This is a genomic window from Actinosynnema sp. NPDC004786 (assembly GCF_053601135.1).
This window is the reverse complement of the sequence record NZ_JBSGBG010000006.1, coordinates 208,215-222,248: the sequence shown is the minus strand read 5'-3', so window position 1 is coordinate 222,248 and position 14,034 is coordinate 208,215. Positions and strand designations below refer to the sequence as shown.

General features: G+C 73.3%; 12 protein-coding genes and 1 tRNA gene. 7 read left to right on the top strand and 6 right to left on the bottom strand.

The window, feature by feature from the left end:
- Window positions 1–10: 10 nt before the first annotated feature.
- From ACWEFJ_RS07830 to ACWEFJ_RS07810, 5 genes are all read right to left on the bottom strand, one after another.
- A complete protein-coding gene (locus ACWEFJ_RS07830; protein WP_378086472.1) occupies window positions 11–1,270 on the bottom strand; it encodes a histidine kinase in 1,260 nt (419 codons plus the stop codon).
- Window positions 1,271–1,471: 201 nt separating this feature from the next.
- Window positions 1,472–1,732 (bottom strand): hypothetical protein, encoded by a 261-nt coding sequence (locus tag ACWEFJ_RS07825; protein ID WP_449713256.1) that lies wholly within the window; start codon window positions 1,730–1,732, stop codon window positions 1,472–1,474.
- 91 nt (window positions 1,733–1,823) lie between these two features.
- The gene (locus ACWEFJ_RS07820) at window positions 1,824–2,687 is read right to left on the bottom strand and encodes a DNA-formamidopyrimidine glycosylase family protein (protein WP_378086468.1); all 864 of its coding nucleotides are present in this window, start codon (window positions 2,685–2,687) and stop codon (window positions 1,824–1,826) included.
- Window positions 2,688–2,714: 27 nt separating this feature from the next.
- The gene (locus ACWEFJ_RS07815; RefSeq protein WP_378086466.1) at window positions 2,715–3,149 is read right to left on the bottom strand and encodes a DUF983 domain-containing protein; all 435 of its coding nucleotides are present in this window, start codon (window positions 3,147–3,149) and stop codon (window positions 2,715–2,717) included.
- An 86-nt stretch (window positions 3,150–3,235) separates the two neighbouring features.
- The gene (locus ACWEFJ_RS07810; RefSeq protein WP_449713255.1) at window positions 3,236–4,639 is read right to left on the bottom strand and encodes an RNA polymerase sigma factor; all 1,404 of its coding nucleotides are present in this window, start codon (window positions 4,637–4,639) and stop codon (window positions 3,236–3,238) included.
- Window positions 4,640–4,888: 249 nt separating this feature from the next.
- Here ACWEFJ_RS07810 and ACWEFJ_RS07805 point away from each other — a divergent pair, with 249 nt between their 5' ends.
- The 5 genes from ACWEFJ_RS07805 to ACWEFJ_RS07785 all read left to right on the top strand — a co-directional run bounded on the left by ACWEFJ_RS07805 (window position 4,889) and on the right by ACWEFJ_RS07785 (window position 7,112).
- Complete coding sequence (locus ACWEFJ_RS07805) at window positions 4,889–5,299, top strand: DUF7674 family protein (RefSeq protein WP_378086462.1); 411 nt, start codon at window positions 4,889–4,891, stop codon at window positions 5,297–5,299.
- Between the two features lie 13 nt (window positions 5,300–5,312).
- Window positions 5,313–5,385, top strand: a tRNA-Gly gene (locus tag ACWEFJ_RS07800).
- Between the two features lie 129 nt (window positions 5,386–5,514).
- Complete coding sequence (locus tag ACWEFJ_RS07795) at window positions 5,515–5,943, top strand: OsmC family protein (RefSeq protein WP_378086460.1); 429 nt, start codon at window positions 5,515–5,517, stop codon at window positions 5,941–5,943.
- A 112-nt stretch (window positions 5,944–6,055) separates the two neighbouring features.
- The gene (locus tag ACWEFJ_RS07790) at window positions 6,056–6,460 is read left to right on the top strand and encodes a hypothetical protein (protein ID WP_378086458.1); all 405 of its coding nucleotides are present in this window, start codon (window positions 6,056–6,058) and stop codon (window positions 6,458–6,460) included.
- Between the two features lie 46 nt (window positions 6,461–6,506).
- Complete coding sequence (locus ACWEFJ_RS07785) at window positions 6,507–7,112, top strand: hypothetical protein (RefSeq protein ID WP_449713254.1); 606 nt, start codon at window positions 6,507–6,509, stop codon at window positions 7,110–7,112.
- A gap of 8 nt (window positions 7,113–7,120) precedes the next feature.
- Here ACWEFJ_RS07785 and ACWEFJ_RS07780 read toward each other — a convergent pair whose 3' ends face one another.
- A complete protein-coding gene (locus tag ACWEFJ_RS07780) occupies window positions 7,121–8,872 on the bottom strand; it encodes an ABC transporter ATP-binding protein (protein ID WP_449713253.1) in 1,752 nt (583 codons plus the stop codon).
- A 303-nt stretch (window positions 8,873–9,175) separates the two neighbouring features.
- Here ACWEFJ_RS07780 and ACWEFJ_RS07775 point away from each other — a divergent pair, with 303 nt between their 5' ends.
- Complete coding sequence (locus ACWEFJ_RS07775; RefSeq protein WP_378086452.1) at window positions 9,176–10,294, top strand: hypothetical protein; 1,119 nt, start codon at window positions 9,176–9,178, stop codon at window positions 10,292–10,294.
- Complete coding sequence (locus tag ACWEFJ_RS07770; RefSeq protein ID WP_449713252.1) at window positions 10,287–13,967, top strand: FkbM family methyltransferase; 3,681 nt, start codon at window positions 10,287–10,289, stop codon at window positions 13,965–13,967. The genes ACWEFJ_RS07775 and ACWEFJ_RS07770 overlap by 8 nt, the downstream gene beginning before the upstream one ends.
- The last annotated feature ends 67 nt before the right edge of the window (window positions 13,968–14,034 follow it).

The following is a 14,034-nucleotide window of genomic DNA, read 5'->3' as shown; positions in this document are numbered from 1 at the left end:
GCGCGGGACGTCACGCGCGCACGGCGGGCTGCTCGGTGGTGTCCTCCAGCCGCGGCGGCACCAGGGGCAGGTTGGTCTGCACGCCCCGGCTGTACTTCGGGATCTTGAGGATGATCTTCATGCCGGCGTCCGGCGCGGTCTCCACGACCAGCGCGTAGTCGTCGCCGAACACCGCCCGCATCCGGTGGTTGATGTTGCCCAGGCCCACGTGGGCGCCGGTCTGGTGGGCGTCCTTCAGGTCCTCGAACAGGCGGTCCGGGTCCATGCCGACGCCGTCGTCCTCGACGGAGATCAGCGCTTCCGCGCCGTTGTCCTCGGCGATGATCGTCAGCAGCCCGCCGCCGGGCTTCTTGGCCAGGCCGTGCCGGACCGCGTTCTCCACCAGCGGTTGCAGCACCAGGAACGGCAGCACGACCTGGAGCACCTCGGGCGCGATCTTCAGCCGCACGTTCAGCCTCGACCCGTACCGCGCCTGCTCGATGGTCAGGTAGCGGTGGATGTTGGTCAGCTCGTCGGCCAGCGTGGTGAAGAAGCCGTCGGTGCGGAACGAGTAGCGGGTGAACTCGGCGAACTCCTGCAGCAGCTCCCGCGCGTGCGCGGGGTCGGTGCGGATCAGCGACGAGATCGTGTTGAGCGCGTTGTAGACGAAGTGCGGCGAGATCTGCGCCCGCAGCGCCCGGACCTCGGCCTGCGCCAGCGCCTGCCGGGACTTCTGCAGCACCTCCAGCTCGAGCTGGGTGGAGACGAACCGCGCGGTCTCCTCCGCCATCCGGATCTGCCGCTTGTTCGCCACCCCGCTGACCACGATCAGCGTGCCGGCGACGTCGCCCTCCACCACCAGCGGCACGATCACGGCGCTGTGCAGCGAGCACGGGCCGGGCAGCTCGCAGTCGAGCTTGCGGTGCTCGACGTGCTCCTTGTGGCCCTCGCCGATGGCGCGCTCGATGTAGGGGCGCAGGAACTCGTAGTGGTCGTTCGCGCCGCCGTCCCACGACAGGAGCGTGTCCTCGTGGTCGGTGATGCCGACCGCGACGCACCGCAGCATCTCCCGCAGGTGCGGCGTCGCCTTGTTGGCCGCGTCCTCGGTCAGCCCCTCGCGCAGGTCGGCCGACGCCTTCGACATGCGGTGCAGCATGTCCATCACCGCGTCCTCGACCGACGTGCTGACCCGGCGGGCGCGGCAGAGCATCACGAACAGGCCCAGGACGGCCAAGGTCGCGATGAGGCCGAGCACCGCACGCTCGGTCAGGAGGTCACGCACGGCGTCCATGCTCTGCCGTGGGGGCGGCGGTGGCAAGGGATTCGCGGTGTGCGGCCGTGCACATCCGATGAATTGGCGGCGACCGTGGCGGATTGCTTACCCAATCGGGCGATCAAGACGGGGTGCGATCACGGAGAGTGGGTGCGATCCGATCACTCGGACCGCACCCCGGGGCACGGCGCTCACCCCGCGTCAGCGCCGGCCGTCCCGTCAGGTCGAGCTGGGCGCCGTCGTGGTGGAGGTCGGGCTCTGCTTCTTGCAGCCCAGCTTCTCGACCAGGTCGGCCAGGGCGGGTTCCTCCAGCAGGTCCAGCTCCTCCAGCACGCGGCAGATCACCTTCGTGACCTCGTCCTGCTGGAGCTGGGGTTTGTGCTCCTCGGGCGCGGCGGCCGAGACGGCGATGGTCGAACCGGCGAACGTGGCCAGTCCCATAGTGGCGCCGATCAACGCGGCGGCGATGCGCTGGTTCATGGCTCCTCCAAGTGTGGTTCGGACACCAGGAGGAGTGCCCCGACGAGCCCGGTTCAGCCGACGAACGGAGCAAGCCACTCGTCCGAGTGAGCTACTTGAGCAGCCGCGACATCCGGCGGTCGGCCAGCGGCCTGCCGCCCGTCTGGCACGTCGCGCAGTACTGGAAAGCCTTGTCCGCGAAGGAGACCTCGCGCACCGCGTCACCGCACACCGGGCACGGCAGACCGGTCCGCCCGTGCACCCGCAGGCCGGACCGCTTCTCACCCTTCAGGGTCGCCGCGTGCTGGCCGACCGAACGGGCCACGGCGTCGGTCAGCACGCCGACCAACGCCTCGTGCAGCCGGTCCAGCGCCTCCGCGTCCAGCTTGCCCGCCGTCGCGTAGGGCGACAGCCGGGCGGTGTGCATGATCTCGTCGGAGTAGGCGTTGCCGACGCCCGCGAGCACGGTCTGGTCGGTCAACGCCGTCTTCAGCCGCTCGGTGCGGCCCGCGAACAGGTCCTCCAGCTGGGTGCGCGTCACCGACAGCGCGTCCGGCCCCAGCCGCGCGATGCCCGGCACCTCCGCCGGGTCGGTCACGACCCACGCGGCCAGGCCCTTCTTGGTGCCCGCCTCGGTCAGGTCGAACCCCGGCCCCTCCCCCGGCGGGCCGAGGTGCACGCGCAGCGCCAGCGGCCCGCGACCGGGCTTGGGCGGACCCGCCGACAGGTGCTCCGACCAGCGCAGCCACCCGGCGCGCGCCAGGTGCACCACCAGGTGCAGGCCGTCGCAGTCGAGGTCCAGGTGCTTGCCGAACCGGCCCGCGCCGGTCACCTCGCGCCCCTGCAGCTCGGTCCACGGTGGCGTGAACGTCTTCAACACGTGCAGCGACGCCACGTCCACCCGGTGCACGCGCCGTCCAACGGCGTGCTCGCGCAGGTGGTGGGCGAGCGCCTCGACCTCGGGCAGTTCCGGCACCGCACCAGTGTCACCCGCGCCGGGCCGTCAGTCGACCGGTTGCAGCGGGCCGTCCAGGTCGGGCAGCGAGTACATCTCGATCTTGCGGGCCACGTTGGCGACCTCGTTGCGCACGGTGAGGAAGCCGCGCACCGAGCCGACCCACCGCTCCGGCGGCAGCTCCTCGGTCTTCTTCGAGTCCGCCGTGATCCGCCACGGCCGCCGCACCGCCCAGCGGACCGGGAAGAAGAGGAACACCAGGACCAGCGCCACCAGCAGCCAGCCGGGCACGACGACCTCCGGCGGCGTCCACGCCACCAGGATGACGCCCATGGCGATGACGATCGCGAGCATCAGCACGCCCGGGCCCTGACCGCCGCTCACGTCGTGCTCGAAGTCGGCGTCGGCCGACGGGTTGCGCCACTCGATCTGGCTGCGCACCGTCCACATCCGGCCGTCCGCACCGCGCACCAGCCGCGTCATCACCGTCTCCTCGGGACGTCGAGCGATCACTCAAGCGATCTCCACGCTACCGGGAGAGTCTTGCACCTCGCGGGTGAAACCGGTGGCTACGCGGGGTCCAGCCGGATCGGCGTCGGGTGCAGGGTGACGGTCGTCGGCGTCACCGGGGGCTTCGGCGGCTCGACCGACGTGCCCGCCGACCTGGGCGGGGAGGCGGTGGTCGTCGTGACGGCGGTCGTGGTGACGGCGGTCGTGGTGGTCAGCACCAGCACCGACGCGGACGCGGAGGTCGTGACCGGCGCGGTGTCGGTCTCCAGGGCGCGTTCGCGGGCCGGCGGGGCGCTCCCGGTCGGCTCCACCGCGGGCGGCGCGGGCGGGGGCGCGGAGGTCGTGACGGGCGCCGCGGAGCGGTCGGCCGGCCGGGTCCCGACGTGCGCGACGACCTGCCTGGCGCCGGCCGACGGCGACGTCTCGCTGGTCGGCGTGCCGATCACGGTCGTGGTCGCGGTGGTCGAGCACAGCGCCAGCACCTGCTCGTCGGGCGCGCCGTTCGGGCCGGCCTGCACCAGCGCCGGTCCGGGCCCGCCGGTGACCGTCCCGGCGACCACCCCGAACAGCCCCACGGCCGCGGCCGAGGCGGTGGCCGCCAGCGCGAGCTTCACCCGCCCGGTCAGCCACGCGGCCTTGCCGACCACCGCCGGGCCCAGCGCGGCCGGGGCGAGCGCGGCCGGACCGAGCGCCGCCGGGGCGAGCAGCGCGGTCGCGGCCACCGGCACGGCGATGCTCGCCGCGTGCGCCCGCAGCGTCGAGCACACCTCGACCAGCTCGGCGTGCAGCGCGTTGCAGGACGAGCAGGTCCGGAGGTGCTTGCGGATGCGCTTGTGCTCGGCGCCCTGCGCGCCGCCCGCCGTGTACGTGCCGAGCTTGGCCACCACCGAGCCGCACGCGCTCGGCCCGGCGTCCGCGGCCAGGTGCGCCTGGAGGTAGGCCGCCCGCAGCCCCTCGCGGGCCCGGCGGGCCAGGGCCGCCATCGCGTTCGGGCTCAGGCCGTAGGCGGGCGCGACCGCGGCCGGCCGCTCGCCCTCCACCTCGACCCGCCACAGCACCGTGCGCCACCGCTCGGGCAGGCTGGTGAACGCGCGGGAGATCAGCGCGTGCTCCGGCCGGCTCGCGGTGACGTCCGGGAACGGCTCGACCCGCCGGCTCAGCTCCTCGTCCTCCACCGGCACGTCCCGCCGCCGCCCGCTCCACTCCCACGCCACCCGGCGCGCGACGGTCAGCAGGTAGGTCCGGACGTGGTCGGTCGGGCCGTTGCCCCGGCGGATCGCCTGGAGCACGCGGAAGAACGCCTCCGCGGTGAGGTCGTCGGCCTCGGCGTGTTCACGCACGTGCCGGAGGGCGAAGCGGCGGACGGCGTCCGCGTGCCGGGTGAACAGCTCGCCGAACGCGCCGTCGTCACCCGCCCTGACCCTGGCGAGCAGTTCCCGGTCGAAATCGGCATCTCCGGCCATCCCGCCCCGGCACCTCCCGCCAAGCCTGTGGTCCACTGGTCAAGATGCCACAGACGGCTGATCCCGGGCCGAAGCGATAGCGAGCCGATACCGAACACCCGACGGTCGGTGTGGGCCGTTCGGCCCAGTCGGAGCGGCTGTCCACCGCCGTCGAGACGCTCGCGGTCGGTGACGGACCGGTCACGGGTGGGCGTCAGGTGGTGGCCGACGGCGCTGCGGGTTCCGCCGCGACGAGTACGCTCCTGCCGCGTGGTCGACTGGCGCGCAAGGGCTTCCGCCCTCCTCCCCGAGCTGAGCGCCGTCGTCGAGCGCGAGTCGTGGTCCTGCCACGTCTTCCTGGCCGAGTTGTGGCAACTCGCGCTGGAGGCGCACCGCGACGGCGACCGCGAGGTGCTCGGCCGCGTTTACGGGTTCGCGCACTGGTGCTTCCGGCAGCCGGAGCGGTTCCTGTCCGACGCGTCCGTGGTGAGCTTCTACGAGCACGTGTTCGACGAGTGGGAGCTGCGCGACGAGGTGGCGCCGTGGCTGCCCGCCGAGGTGGTGGACCGCGTCCGGCCGCTTTGGGAGTGGCGCTGGCCGAAGGAGCGGTTGACCGAGGTGGACCGCTTGTTGGCGCGAACGGGACCCCCCGTCGAAACCCCCTTGGAACATGGGCTATAGTTGTCCCCAGCAGGCGGATGTAGCGCAGTTGGTAGCGCATCACCTTGCCAAGGTGAGGGTCGCGAGTTCGAGTCTCGTCATCCGCTCTCGGGAAGACCCCCGGTGTCCGCACCGGGGGTCTTCCGCATTCCGGCCTTCGGGTTCCGGCGCGCGCGGACGATCACCACTAGGTTTGGCGTCGACAGGTCCTCCACGTCGAACACGGAGTTGCGCACATGGCCACCACCCGCAAGGCGACCACCAACTGGGAAGGCAACCTGCTCGAGGGCAAGGGCACCGTCGCCCTGGAGTCGTCGGGCATCGGCACGTACGAGGTGAGCTGGCCGTCCCGGGCCGAAGCGGCGAACGGCAAGACCAGCCCCGAGGAGCTGATCGCCGCCGCCCACTCGTCCTGCTACTCGATGGCGCTGTCGCACGGCCTCGCGCAGGCGGGCACCCCGCCGCAGGAGGTCGAGACCTCGGCCGAGGTGACGTTCCAGCCGGGCACCGGCATCACCGGCATCCACCTGACCGTCACCGCGGTCGTGCCCGGCCTCGACGCCGAGGGCTTCGCCGCCGCCGCCCAGAACGCCAAGGAGAACTGCCCGGTCAGCAAGGCGCTGGCGGGCACCGAGATCACGCTGACCGCGAACCTCAAGCAGTGATCGCGTGACGGTGGTACCGGCCCGATACCCGAAGTGTCGGGCCGGTACCAGATGTCCCGAAGGATTTGACCCTAACGAGTGAGGCCGGTAGTCGTTGGGGATGCTCACGGCGTTGAGTGCCCCCGGCCGGCTCGCCTTCGGCGCCCTGATCGGCGCGGCGGTGGCCGCCCTCCTGGCGGTCCAGGGCGGGCTGGGCAGAGCGCCCCGCAGCCTGGAGCCCACCGGCGGTGGCGGCGAGATCGTCGTCGTCAAGCGCAGCGAGCAGCCCGCGCGCACGGCGGCCGCGACCGGCACGACGACCACCGGCTCACGCCCGTCCGGCACGACGACGACCACGACGTCATCGTCCGCGACGACCACCAGCACGACGACGACCGAGGTCACCACCACGACCGAGGCGACCACCACGACCACCACCACGGCGCGGCCCACCACGACCACCACGCGGCGGCCCACCACCACGACGACCACGACCACGACGACGACCCGCAGACCGTGCGGGATCATCTTCTGCTGATTGCCCTCCCCCGGGTCACCGAACGTGTTTTGGCAAGATCGGAGGAGTGACGTCCAGCCAGGTGCCCACCCAGCCCCAGCGAACCCACGACACGCCCACGATCCGCATCCAGCCCGTCACGGACGCGCGGGAACCCGCTTGGCCGACCGCGGAACCGGTGACGGCGACCGACCTGACCCCCGTCGCGGTCGCCACGACGAAGTTCCCGCCCGTGCCCGCGCACGACGTGCCCGCCGGCCCCCTGCCGCAGCCCGCCGTCCAGGCCGCCCCGCTCCAGGTCGCGCCCGTTCCCGCCGCCCCCGCCCAACCCGCGCCCCTTCAGCCCGCGCCGCTCCAGGCTGCTCCCGCCCAACCCGCTCCCGTTCAGGCCGCACCACTTCAGGCCGCACCACTTCAGGCCGCACCACTTCAGGCCGCACCGCTCCAAACCGCGCCCGCCCAGCCCGCGCCCGCCCAGCCCGCGCCGGTCCAGCCGGTGACGCCGCCGGTGAACGGCGCACCCGCGCCGGTTCCCGCGCCGACCGCCGACCCCGCGCCGCAGGCCGCGCCCGAGGCGGCCAAGCCGACGCCGCCGCCCGCCAAGCCGCGCAGCCGGTTCCGCCGGATCGCCCGGCGCATCGTCGGCCCCACGCTGCTCACCAAGAAGGGCTGAGCGCCCGGCTACGCGCTCTGGGCCCGCGCGTACAGACCCCCCGACCGCAGCAACTCGTCGTGCGAGCCGATCTCCGCGATCCGGCCGTCGTCCATCACCACGATCCGGTCCGCGTTGCGGATCGTGGACAGCCGGTGCGCCACCACGAACACCGTGCGCCCCCGCACCAGGCGGGCCAGCGCCTGCTGCACCAGCGCCTCGGACCGGTGGTCCAGCGCGGAGGTCGCCTCGTCCAGCACGAGCACCCGCGGGTCGCGGATCAGCGCCCTGGCGATCGCCAGCCGCTGCTTCTGCCCGCCGGACAGCCGCGCGCCGCGCTCGCCGACCACGGTGTCCAGCCCGGACGGCAGCCGGTCGATGAACTCCAGCGCGTTGGCGTCGGCCAGCGCGCGGCGCACCACGTCCTCGGGCACGTCGTCGAGGCCGTAGCCGACGTTGTCCCGGATGGTGCCCTCGAACAGCACCGACTCCTGCGGCACCACCGACAGGAACCGCCGGTAGCTGCGCAGGTCGAGGGTCTCCATGTCCACGCCGTCGAGCAGGATGCGGCCCTCGGTCGGACGCAGGAACCCGATGACGAGGTTCACCACCGTCGACTTGCCCGCGCCGGACGCGCCGACCAGCGCGATCGTCTCGCCCGGCCGCACGTCGAGGTCGAAGTCGCGCACGGAGGGCCGGTCGGCGTCGGGGTAGGAGAACCCGACGCCCTCGAACCGCACGCCGCCGCGCACCACGTCCACCCGCGCCTTGCCCGCGTTGTGCTCCAGGTCGGGCGCTTCCAGCACCTCGCCGAGCGAGCGCACCGACGCCAAGCCCTTGCCGATCAGCGGGGCCAGGCTCATCAACGTGGTGACCGCGCCGGTGAGGGAGGCGAAGTAGGCGCTGAGCATCACCACGTCACCGGGCGTGACGGACAGCCGGCCGTGGTAGGCGGCCAGGGCCGAGCCCGCGAGGCAGCCGACGCCCAGGGCGTTGAGCAGGATCCAGGCCAGCGCGCCGAACCGGACGTTGAGGCCGTCGAGCTTCATGCCGGCCGCGAAGACCTGGCGCAGCGTGCCGTCCATGCGGTCGAGGGCGGTGCGCTCCAGGCCGTGCGCGCGGGTGATGGGGATGAGCGTGGTCATCTCCCCGACCCGCGACGACAGCTGCTCGACCTCCTGGCGGAACGACTCGTTGTACGCGCGCAGCCGGCCGCGCAGCCACATCACCAGCACCGCCGCGGCGGGCACGACGAGCAGGAACACCGGCAGGAACGCGGGCGCGCCCACCGCGATCACGGCCAGCGCGCCGCTCAGCGTGGCCAGCGCGGCGAGCCCCTGGTCGCCGATCTGCTGGGTGGAGGTCTCGATGCTCTCGACGTCCCGGATGACCTTGGTCTGCAGCACGCCCGCGCTGACCCGCGCGTGGTAGCCGATGGAGAGCTGCTGCATGCGGCGGCTCAGCGCGGACCTCGTCCGCATGCCCATCCGCCGCGCGCTGCCGTACCACCAGCGCGTGTAGAGGATGGCGAACGGGTAGTTGAGCACGAGCATGACCAGCAGCAGCCCCGCGCCGAGCCACATGCCGACGATCGGCCGACGCTGCACGACGACGTCGATGACGTGGGCCGTGATGAGCGGGGTCAGCCAGGTCGGGCTGTGCTTGACGAAGAACGCGCCCGCGCCGAGGGCGAGCTTCCCGCGGTCCTCCCGGTAGAGGTAGAGCAGGGTGCGGAGCGGGTGCTCGCCGCGGTAGCGGTGGTCGAGCGGACCGTGGGGCATGGGGCTGCTCCTGCGGACGGCGGGTGGTGTGACGCCCACACCGCGCCGTGTGGGGAGCGCTCTCACATCGTAGGTGGCCGGTGCGCGCGCCCGGCCCGCCCGCGCGGCGTCGCGGACCGTGGGCGGTCGTGCGCCGAACGTCAGGGCGACGGACCCCGTCACGGGCCGCGGCGGTCGCGTGGCGTGGGCCACCCGGAGGGACCAGCGGCCGGCAACGACCGCATCACAAGTGCCGTATGCCCGCACCGCCCCGGAACGCATAGGCAACAATGGCGCTCGCGCGGCAACCCCTGGAGGAGCGGAATGTCCTGGCAAGAGGACCTGGCAGAGTTGGACCGCACGTTGGCGGAGGGTCGGATCAGTGCCGACGACTACCGCCGTCGCCGGGATGAACTCCTCGCCGCCGCCTCGGGTGGCGGCCCGGCCGCACCGGCGCAGACCAACAGCGGCCCGTTCGCGCCGCCCGTGCGGTGGGACGCGGTGCCCCCGCAGCACCAGCAGCAGCAGCCGAACCCGGACGCGACCCAGATCGTCACGCCCGGCGGCCCGCAGGCCAACGCGGACAAGACCCAGGTCGTGAGCCAGCGGCCGACCGACGCCGACCGCACCCAGTACGTGGCGCCCATCGCGCCGCCGCCGAACCAGATGCCCCCGCCGCCGCCGGGCGGCTGGCAGGCGGGCCCGCCGTCGAGCACCCCGCCGTGGGGCGGCGACAGCTACAGCCCCGTCGGCGACGCCAACCCGAGCTGGATCGCCCAGGGGCCCGAGGTCTTCGACGACAGCGGCAGCGGCGGCAAGGGCAAGGTCATCGGCATCGTCGTGGCGATCGTGCTGCTCGCGGGCATCGCGTTCGGCGCCTACTGGATCTGGGGCCGCGGCGGCTCGACGCCCGCCGCCGAGTCCTCGAGCCAGACGCCGACCGCCACCACGACCACCACGCCGCCACCGCCGCCGGACCCGCTGCCGGTCGGCAAGGTCCCCGGCAAGGTGAGCACGAACAAGGCGGTGACCGACTTCACCGCGGTCCCGAACCTCAAGTACCTCCTCGACTCCGAGAGCGCGCTCTACACCTCCGCGGGCGCGTCCAAGACCAAGCTGGCCCAGTTCACCCTGGACGACGGCTCCAAGGGCATCATCCTGATCGTGCAGTGCACCGACGCCGCGGCGGCCGCCGCCGGCACGGTCGGCCTGCACAACACCCAGATCAACAACGGCATGGTGCAGGTGACCGACACCCCCGCCGGCGTGATGGCGGGCCAGGTCGACGCGAAGGACGGGCAGAACGCCCGCGTCCGCGGCCACTACACCAGCAAGGACCTGATCGTCCGGGTCGACGTCGCCGCGCCGACGCTCGCCGCCGCGCGCAAGGGCTTCGACGAGGCGCTGGACGCGGAGCTCGAGGTGCTGTCCGCCGATGGCTGAGCCGCGACCCGACGGCGGCGCGGTGACCGCGTGCACCGTCGTCGCCCGCAACTACCTGCCCGCCGCGCGCGTCCTGGCCGCGTCCTACCTGGAGCACCACCCCGACCACGAGTTCGTGATCGCGGTGATCGACGCGCCGCGCGGGTCGGGTGAGCGGCAGGGCCGGCTGCGCACGGTCGGTCCGGAGGCCACCGGCATCGACGCCGAGGACTACCTGCGGATGGCCACCGCCTACAACGTCACCGAGCTGGCGACGGCGGTGAAGCCGTACCTGCTGCGCGAGCTGCGGACGGCGGCCGACGTGGTGATGTACCTGGACCCGGACATCCAGGTGTTCGCGCCGATGCCGGAGTTGGCGGAACTGGCGCTGGCGCACGGGATCGTGCTCACGCCGCACTTCCTCAACCCGTTGCCGCGCGACGGCAAGGACCCGAGCGAAGCCGCGATCATGGGCGCGGGCATCTTCAACCTCGGTTTCGTGGCCACCGGTCCCGGTTCCGAGCCGTTCCTGGACTTCTGGGCCGAGCGGCTGCGCCACGACGCGATCGTCGCGCCGGAGAAGCAGCTCTTCACCGACCAGCGGTGGGTGGACCAGGTGCCCGCGCTGTTCGACCACACCGTGCTGCGCGACCCCGGGTTCAACGTCGCGTACTGGAACATCCACGAGCGCCCGGTCGAACGCGACGCGGACGGCGTGCTGACCGCGGGCGGTCACCGGCTGCGGTTCTTCCACTACAGCGGTTACCGGCCGGAGCACCCGTGGCTGCTGTCCTGCCACACGCCGCGCCGGCCGCGCGTGGTGCTGTCCGAGCACCCGGTCGTCCGCGAGCTGTGCGACGGCTACCGCTCCTCGTTGCAGCGCAACGGTTACGCCGAGACGCTGGAGTCGATCCCGTACGGCTTCGCGAAGATGGCCGACGGCACGAAGATCAGCCCGGCCATGCGCGCCCTGTACCGGGACGCGTGGGTCAAGGCCGAGCGGAAGAAGAAGCCCGTGCCGCCGCACGCGTTCGGCGACGACGGCGGCGAGGCGTTGCGCCGGTGGCTCGCCGCCCCGCCGGACGACGCGCCGATCGGCACCGCGCTCAGCCGCCTGGTGCAGGCGGTGTGGAACTCGCGCCCCGACCTGAAGACCGCGTTCCCGTTGCCGCACAGCCGCGACGCCGCCCCCTTCCGCTCCTGGTGCGCGAGTTCCGGGGTGACCGAGGCTTCCCTGCCGGCGTGGGCGCTGCCCGCCGAGCCGGTGGAGCCCGCGGAGCCGTCGGCCGAGTTCGGCGTCAACGTGGTCGGCTACCTGACCGCCGAGCTGGGCGTCGGCGAGATGGCCCGGCTGGTGCACGACGCGATCCGCGAGTCCGGGGTGCCGGTCGCGTCGGTGGTCGAGGACCGGCTGGTGTCCAACCGCACGGGCCTGGCCGAGCCGGGCACCGTCGGCGACCCGAAGTTCCCGGTCAGCCTGCTGTGCGTGAACGCGGACCAGACCCGCGCGGTGCTCGACCGCCAGCCGCAGGTCGGCCACCACCGCTACCGGATCGGCCTGTGGGCGTGGGAGCTGGAGGAGTTCCCCGGCGAGATGCACCACGCGTTCGACCTGGTCGACGAGGTGTGGACGGTCAGCGAGTTCTGCCGCGACGCGATCGCCCGGCACACGTCGATCCCGGTCAAGGCGATCCCGGTGCCGGTGCGCGACCCCGGCCCGCCGGTCCGGCCGGAGCGCCGCCCCGGCGACCCGGTGCGGTTCCTGTTCGCGTTCGACTTCTTCAGCATCGGGCAGCGCAAGAACCCGTGGGGCCTGGTCGAGGCGTTCCAGCGGGCGTTCGAGGGCCGCGACGACGTGCGCCTGGTGCTCAAGGCGATCAACGGCGACAAGAACCCGCACACCGCCGAGCGGCTGCGGGTCAAGGTGCTGGACGACCCGCGGATCGAGCTGATCGAGCGCTACCTGTCCGTGGAGGAGCTGGACGAGCTGTACGCGTCCAGCAGCGCGTACGTGTCGCTGCACCGCAGCGAGGGCTTCGGCCTCACCGTGGCCGAGGCGATGGCACGCGCCATGCCGGTGATCTCCACCGACTACTCCAGCACCGCGGAGTTCCTGGACGCCAGGACCGGCTGGCCGGTGCCGCACCGGCTGGTGCCGGTGGGTCCGGGCAACCACCCGTACCCGGCGACCGCCGTGTGGGCCGAACCCGACCTGGACGCCGCGGCCCGCGCCATGCGCGAGGTCGCGGACGACCCGGCCGAGGCCGCCCGGCGCGGCCGCGCGGCCCGCGAGCACATCCTGCGCACCCGGTCGGTGGCCAGGGCGGCCGCGTGGATGGCCGAGCAGTTGCGGGAGGCGCACCGGAGCTGGCTGGGCAGCGGTGGCGCGGGCTACCGGGCCGAGCTGCCGGGCTCGGACCTGCTGCGCCCGCTGCGCGACGCCAAGCAGGCGCTGCTGTGGCGCGCCGAGGTGGGCACCGCGTCGCGCACGCCGCTGGCGCCCGCCCTGCGCAAGGCCGTGCTGCGCGCCATCGACCACTACGACGTGCACCAGCGCAAGGTGATGGGCACGCTCGTCGGCGGCGTCGAGGACACGTTGAACGGCGTGGTCGCGCGGCTGGAGGCGGTCGAGTCGAGCGTCGAGTCCACGCGGTGGGCCAACGAGGGCCTCAAGACCCGCCTGGCCGCCGTGCAGGACGACCTCCGCTCCGCCGCGCAGGACGCCGCGTCCGCGGTGTCCGACCTGGAGCAGCGGGTCGACACCACCCTCGACCGCGTGTGGTCGCGGCTGGACGAGGAGCAGCGCACCACGTTCGACCGGTTCGCCGAGCGCGACGAGCGGTTCGACGGCGGCGACCGGCGGCTGGACGAGCTGGCCCGCGCGCTGGCCGCGGTGCAGGACACCGCCCGGCTGCGGCACGCGCCGGTGCCCGCCGGCGCGGACGTGGTGGTGTGCGACGCGGGCGCGTTGCTGCTGCCCGTGGACCGCGTCGTGCTGCCGTGGCTGGCCTACCACCGGTCGTGGGAGGCCGAGGAGGCCGAGCTCATGGCCCGGCTGGTGGGCGACGGCACGTTCGTCGACATCGGCGCGCACGTCGGCTACCACACGCTGCGGCTGCTCCGGCAGGCCGAGGGCGTCGAGGCGGTGGTCGCGGTGGAGGCCAACCCGGTCAACGCCGAGTACCTGCGCCGCAACGTCACCGCGAACCTCGGCCCCGAGGGCGCGCGGTCGGTGGACGTGCTGCCGGTCGCGGCGTGGGACACCGAGGGCAGCATCCGGCTCGTGCAGGCCGAGGACGGCAACAGCGGCGACCACCGGGCGCACGACGCGTCCGACGAGGCCGCGGGCGGCGTCGTGGTGCCGGCGGTCCGGCTCGACACCAGGCCGGAGGTGTCCGACCGCCGCGTCACGCTGGTGAAGGTGGACCTCCAGGGCCGCGACCACCGCGCGCTGGCCGGCCTGACCGCCGTGCTGGAACGCGACCGGCCGCACGTGGTGTGCGAGTTCTGCCCCGACGCGATCACCGAACTCGGCGACGACCCGCTCCAGGTCCTGCTGGGCTACCGCAAGCTCGGCTACGCGCCCGTGCCGCTGGGCGGCGACGCGGAGGCCGAGCACGCCGACGAGGACCTGGTGCGCCAGGCGGAAACGGCGGCGAGCGGCTTCGTCACGTTGTGGCTTCAACCACTCTGACCTGAGCATTTCCTGTGACAGGCGGGGTTCGGCCTGCGACACTCGTGCCCGGTTCCCACTCGGGGGC

Excerpts from the sequence above, each read along its gene's own strand:
- ACWEFJ_RS07825 (WP_449713256.1), bottom strand. The coding sequence starts at position 1,732 with ATGAACCAGCGCATCGCCGCCGCGTTGATCGGCGCCACTATGGGACTG.
- ACWEFJ_RS07815 (WP_378086466.1), bottom strand. The coding sequence starts at position 3,149 with ATGACGCGGCTGGTGCGCGGTGCGGACGGCCGGATGTGGACGGTGCGC.
- ACWEFJ_RS07810 (WP_449713255.1), bottom strand. The coding sequence starts at position 4,639 with ATGGCCGGAGATGCCGATTTCGACCGGGAACTGCTCGCCAGGGTCAGG.
- ACWEFJ_RS07830 (WP_378086472.1), bottom strand. The coding sequence starts at position 1,270 with ATGGACGCCGTGCGTGACCTCCTGACCGAGCGTGCGGTGCTCGGCCTC.
- ACWEFJ_RS07770 (WP_449713252.1), top strand. The coding sequence starts at position 10,287 with ATGGCTGAGCCGCGACCCGACGGCGGCGCGGTGACCGCGTGCACCGTC.
- ACWEFJ_RS07775 (WP_378086452.1), top strand. The coding sequence starts at position 9,176 with ATGTCCTGGCAAGAGGACCTGGCAGAGTTGGACCGCACGTTGGCGGAG.
- ACWEFJ_RS07795 (WP_378086460.1), top strand. The coding sequence starts at position 5,515 with ATGGCCACCACCCGCAAGGCGACCACCAACTGGGAAGGCAACCTGCTC.
- ACWEFJ_RS07780 (WP_449713253.1), bottom strand. The coding sequence starts at position 8,872 with ATGCCCCACGGTCCGCTCGACCACCGCTACCGCGGCGAGCACCCGCTC.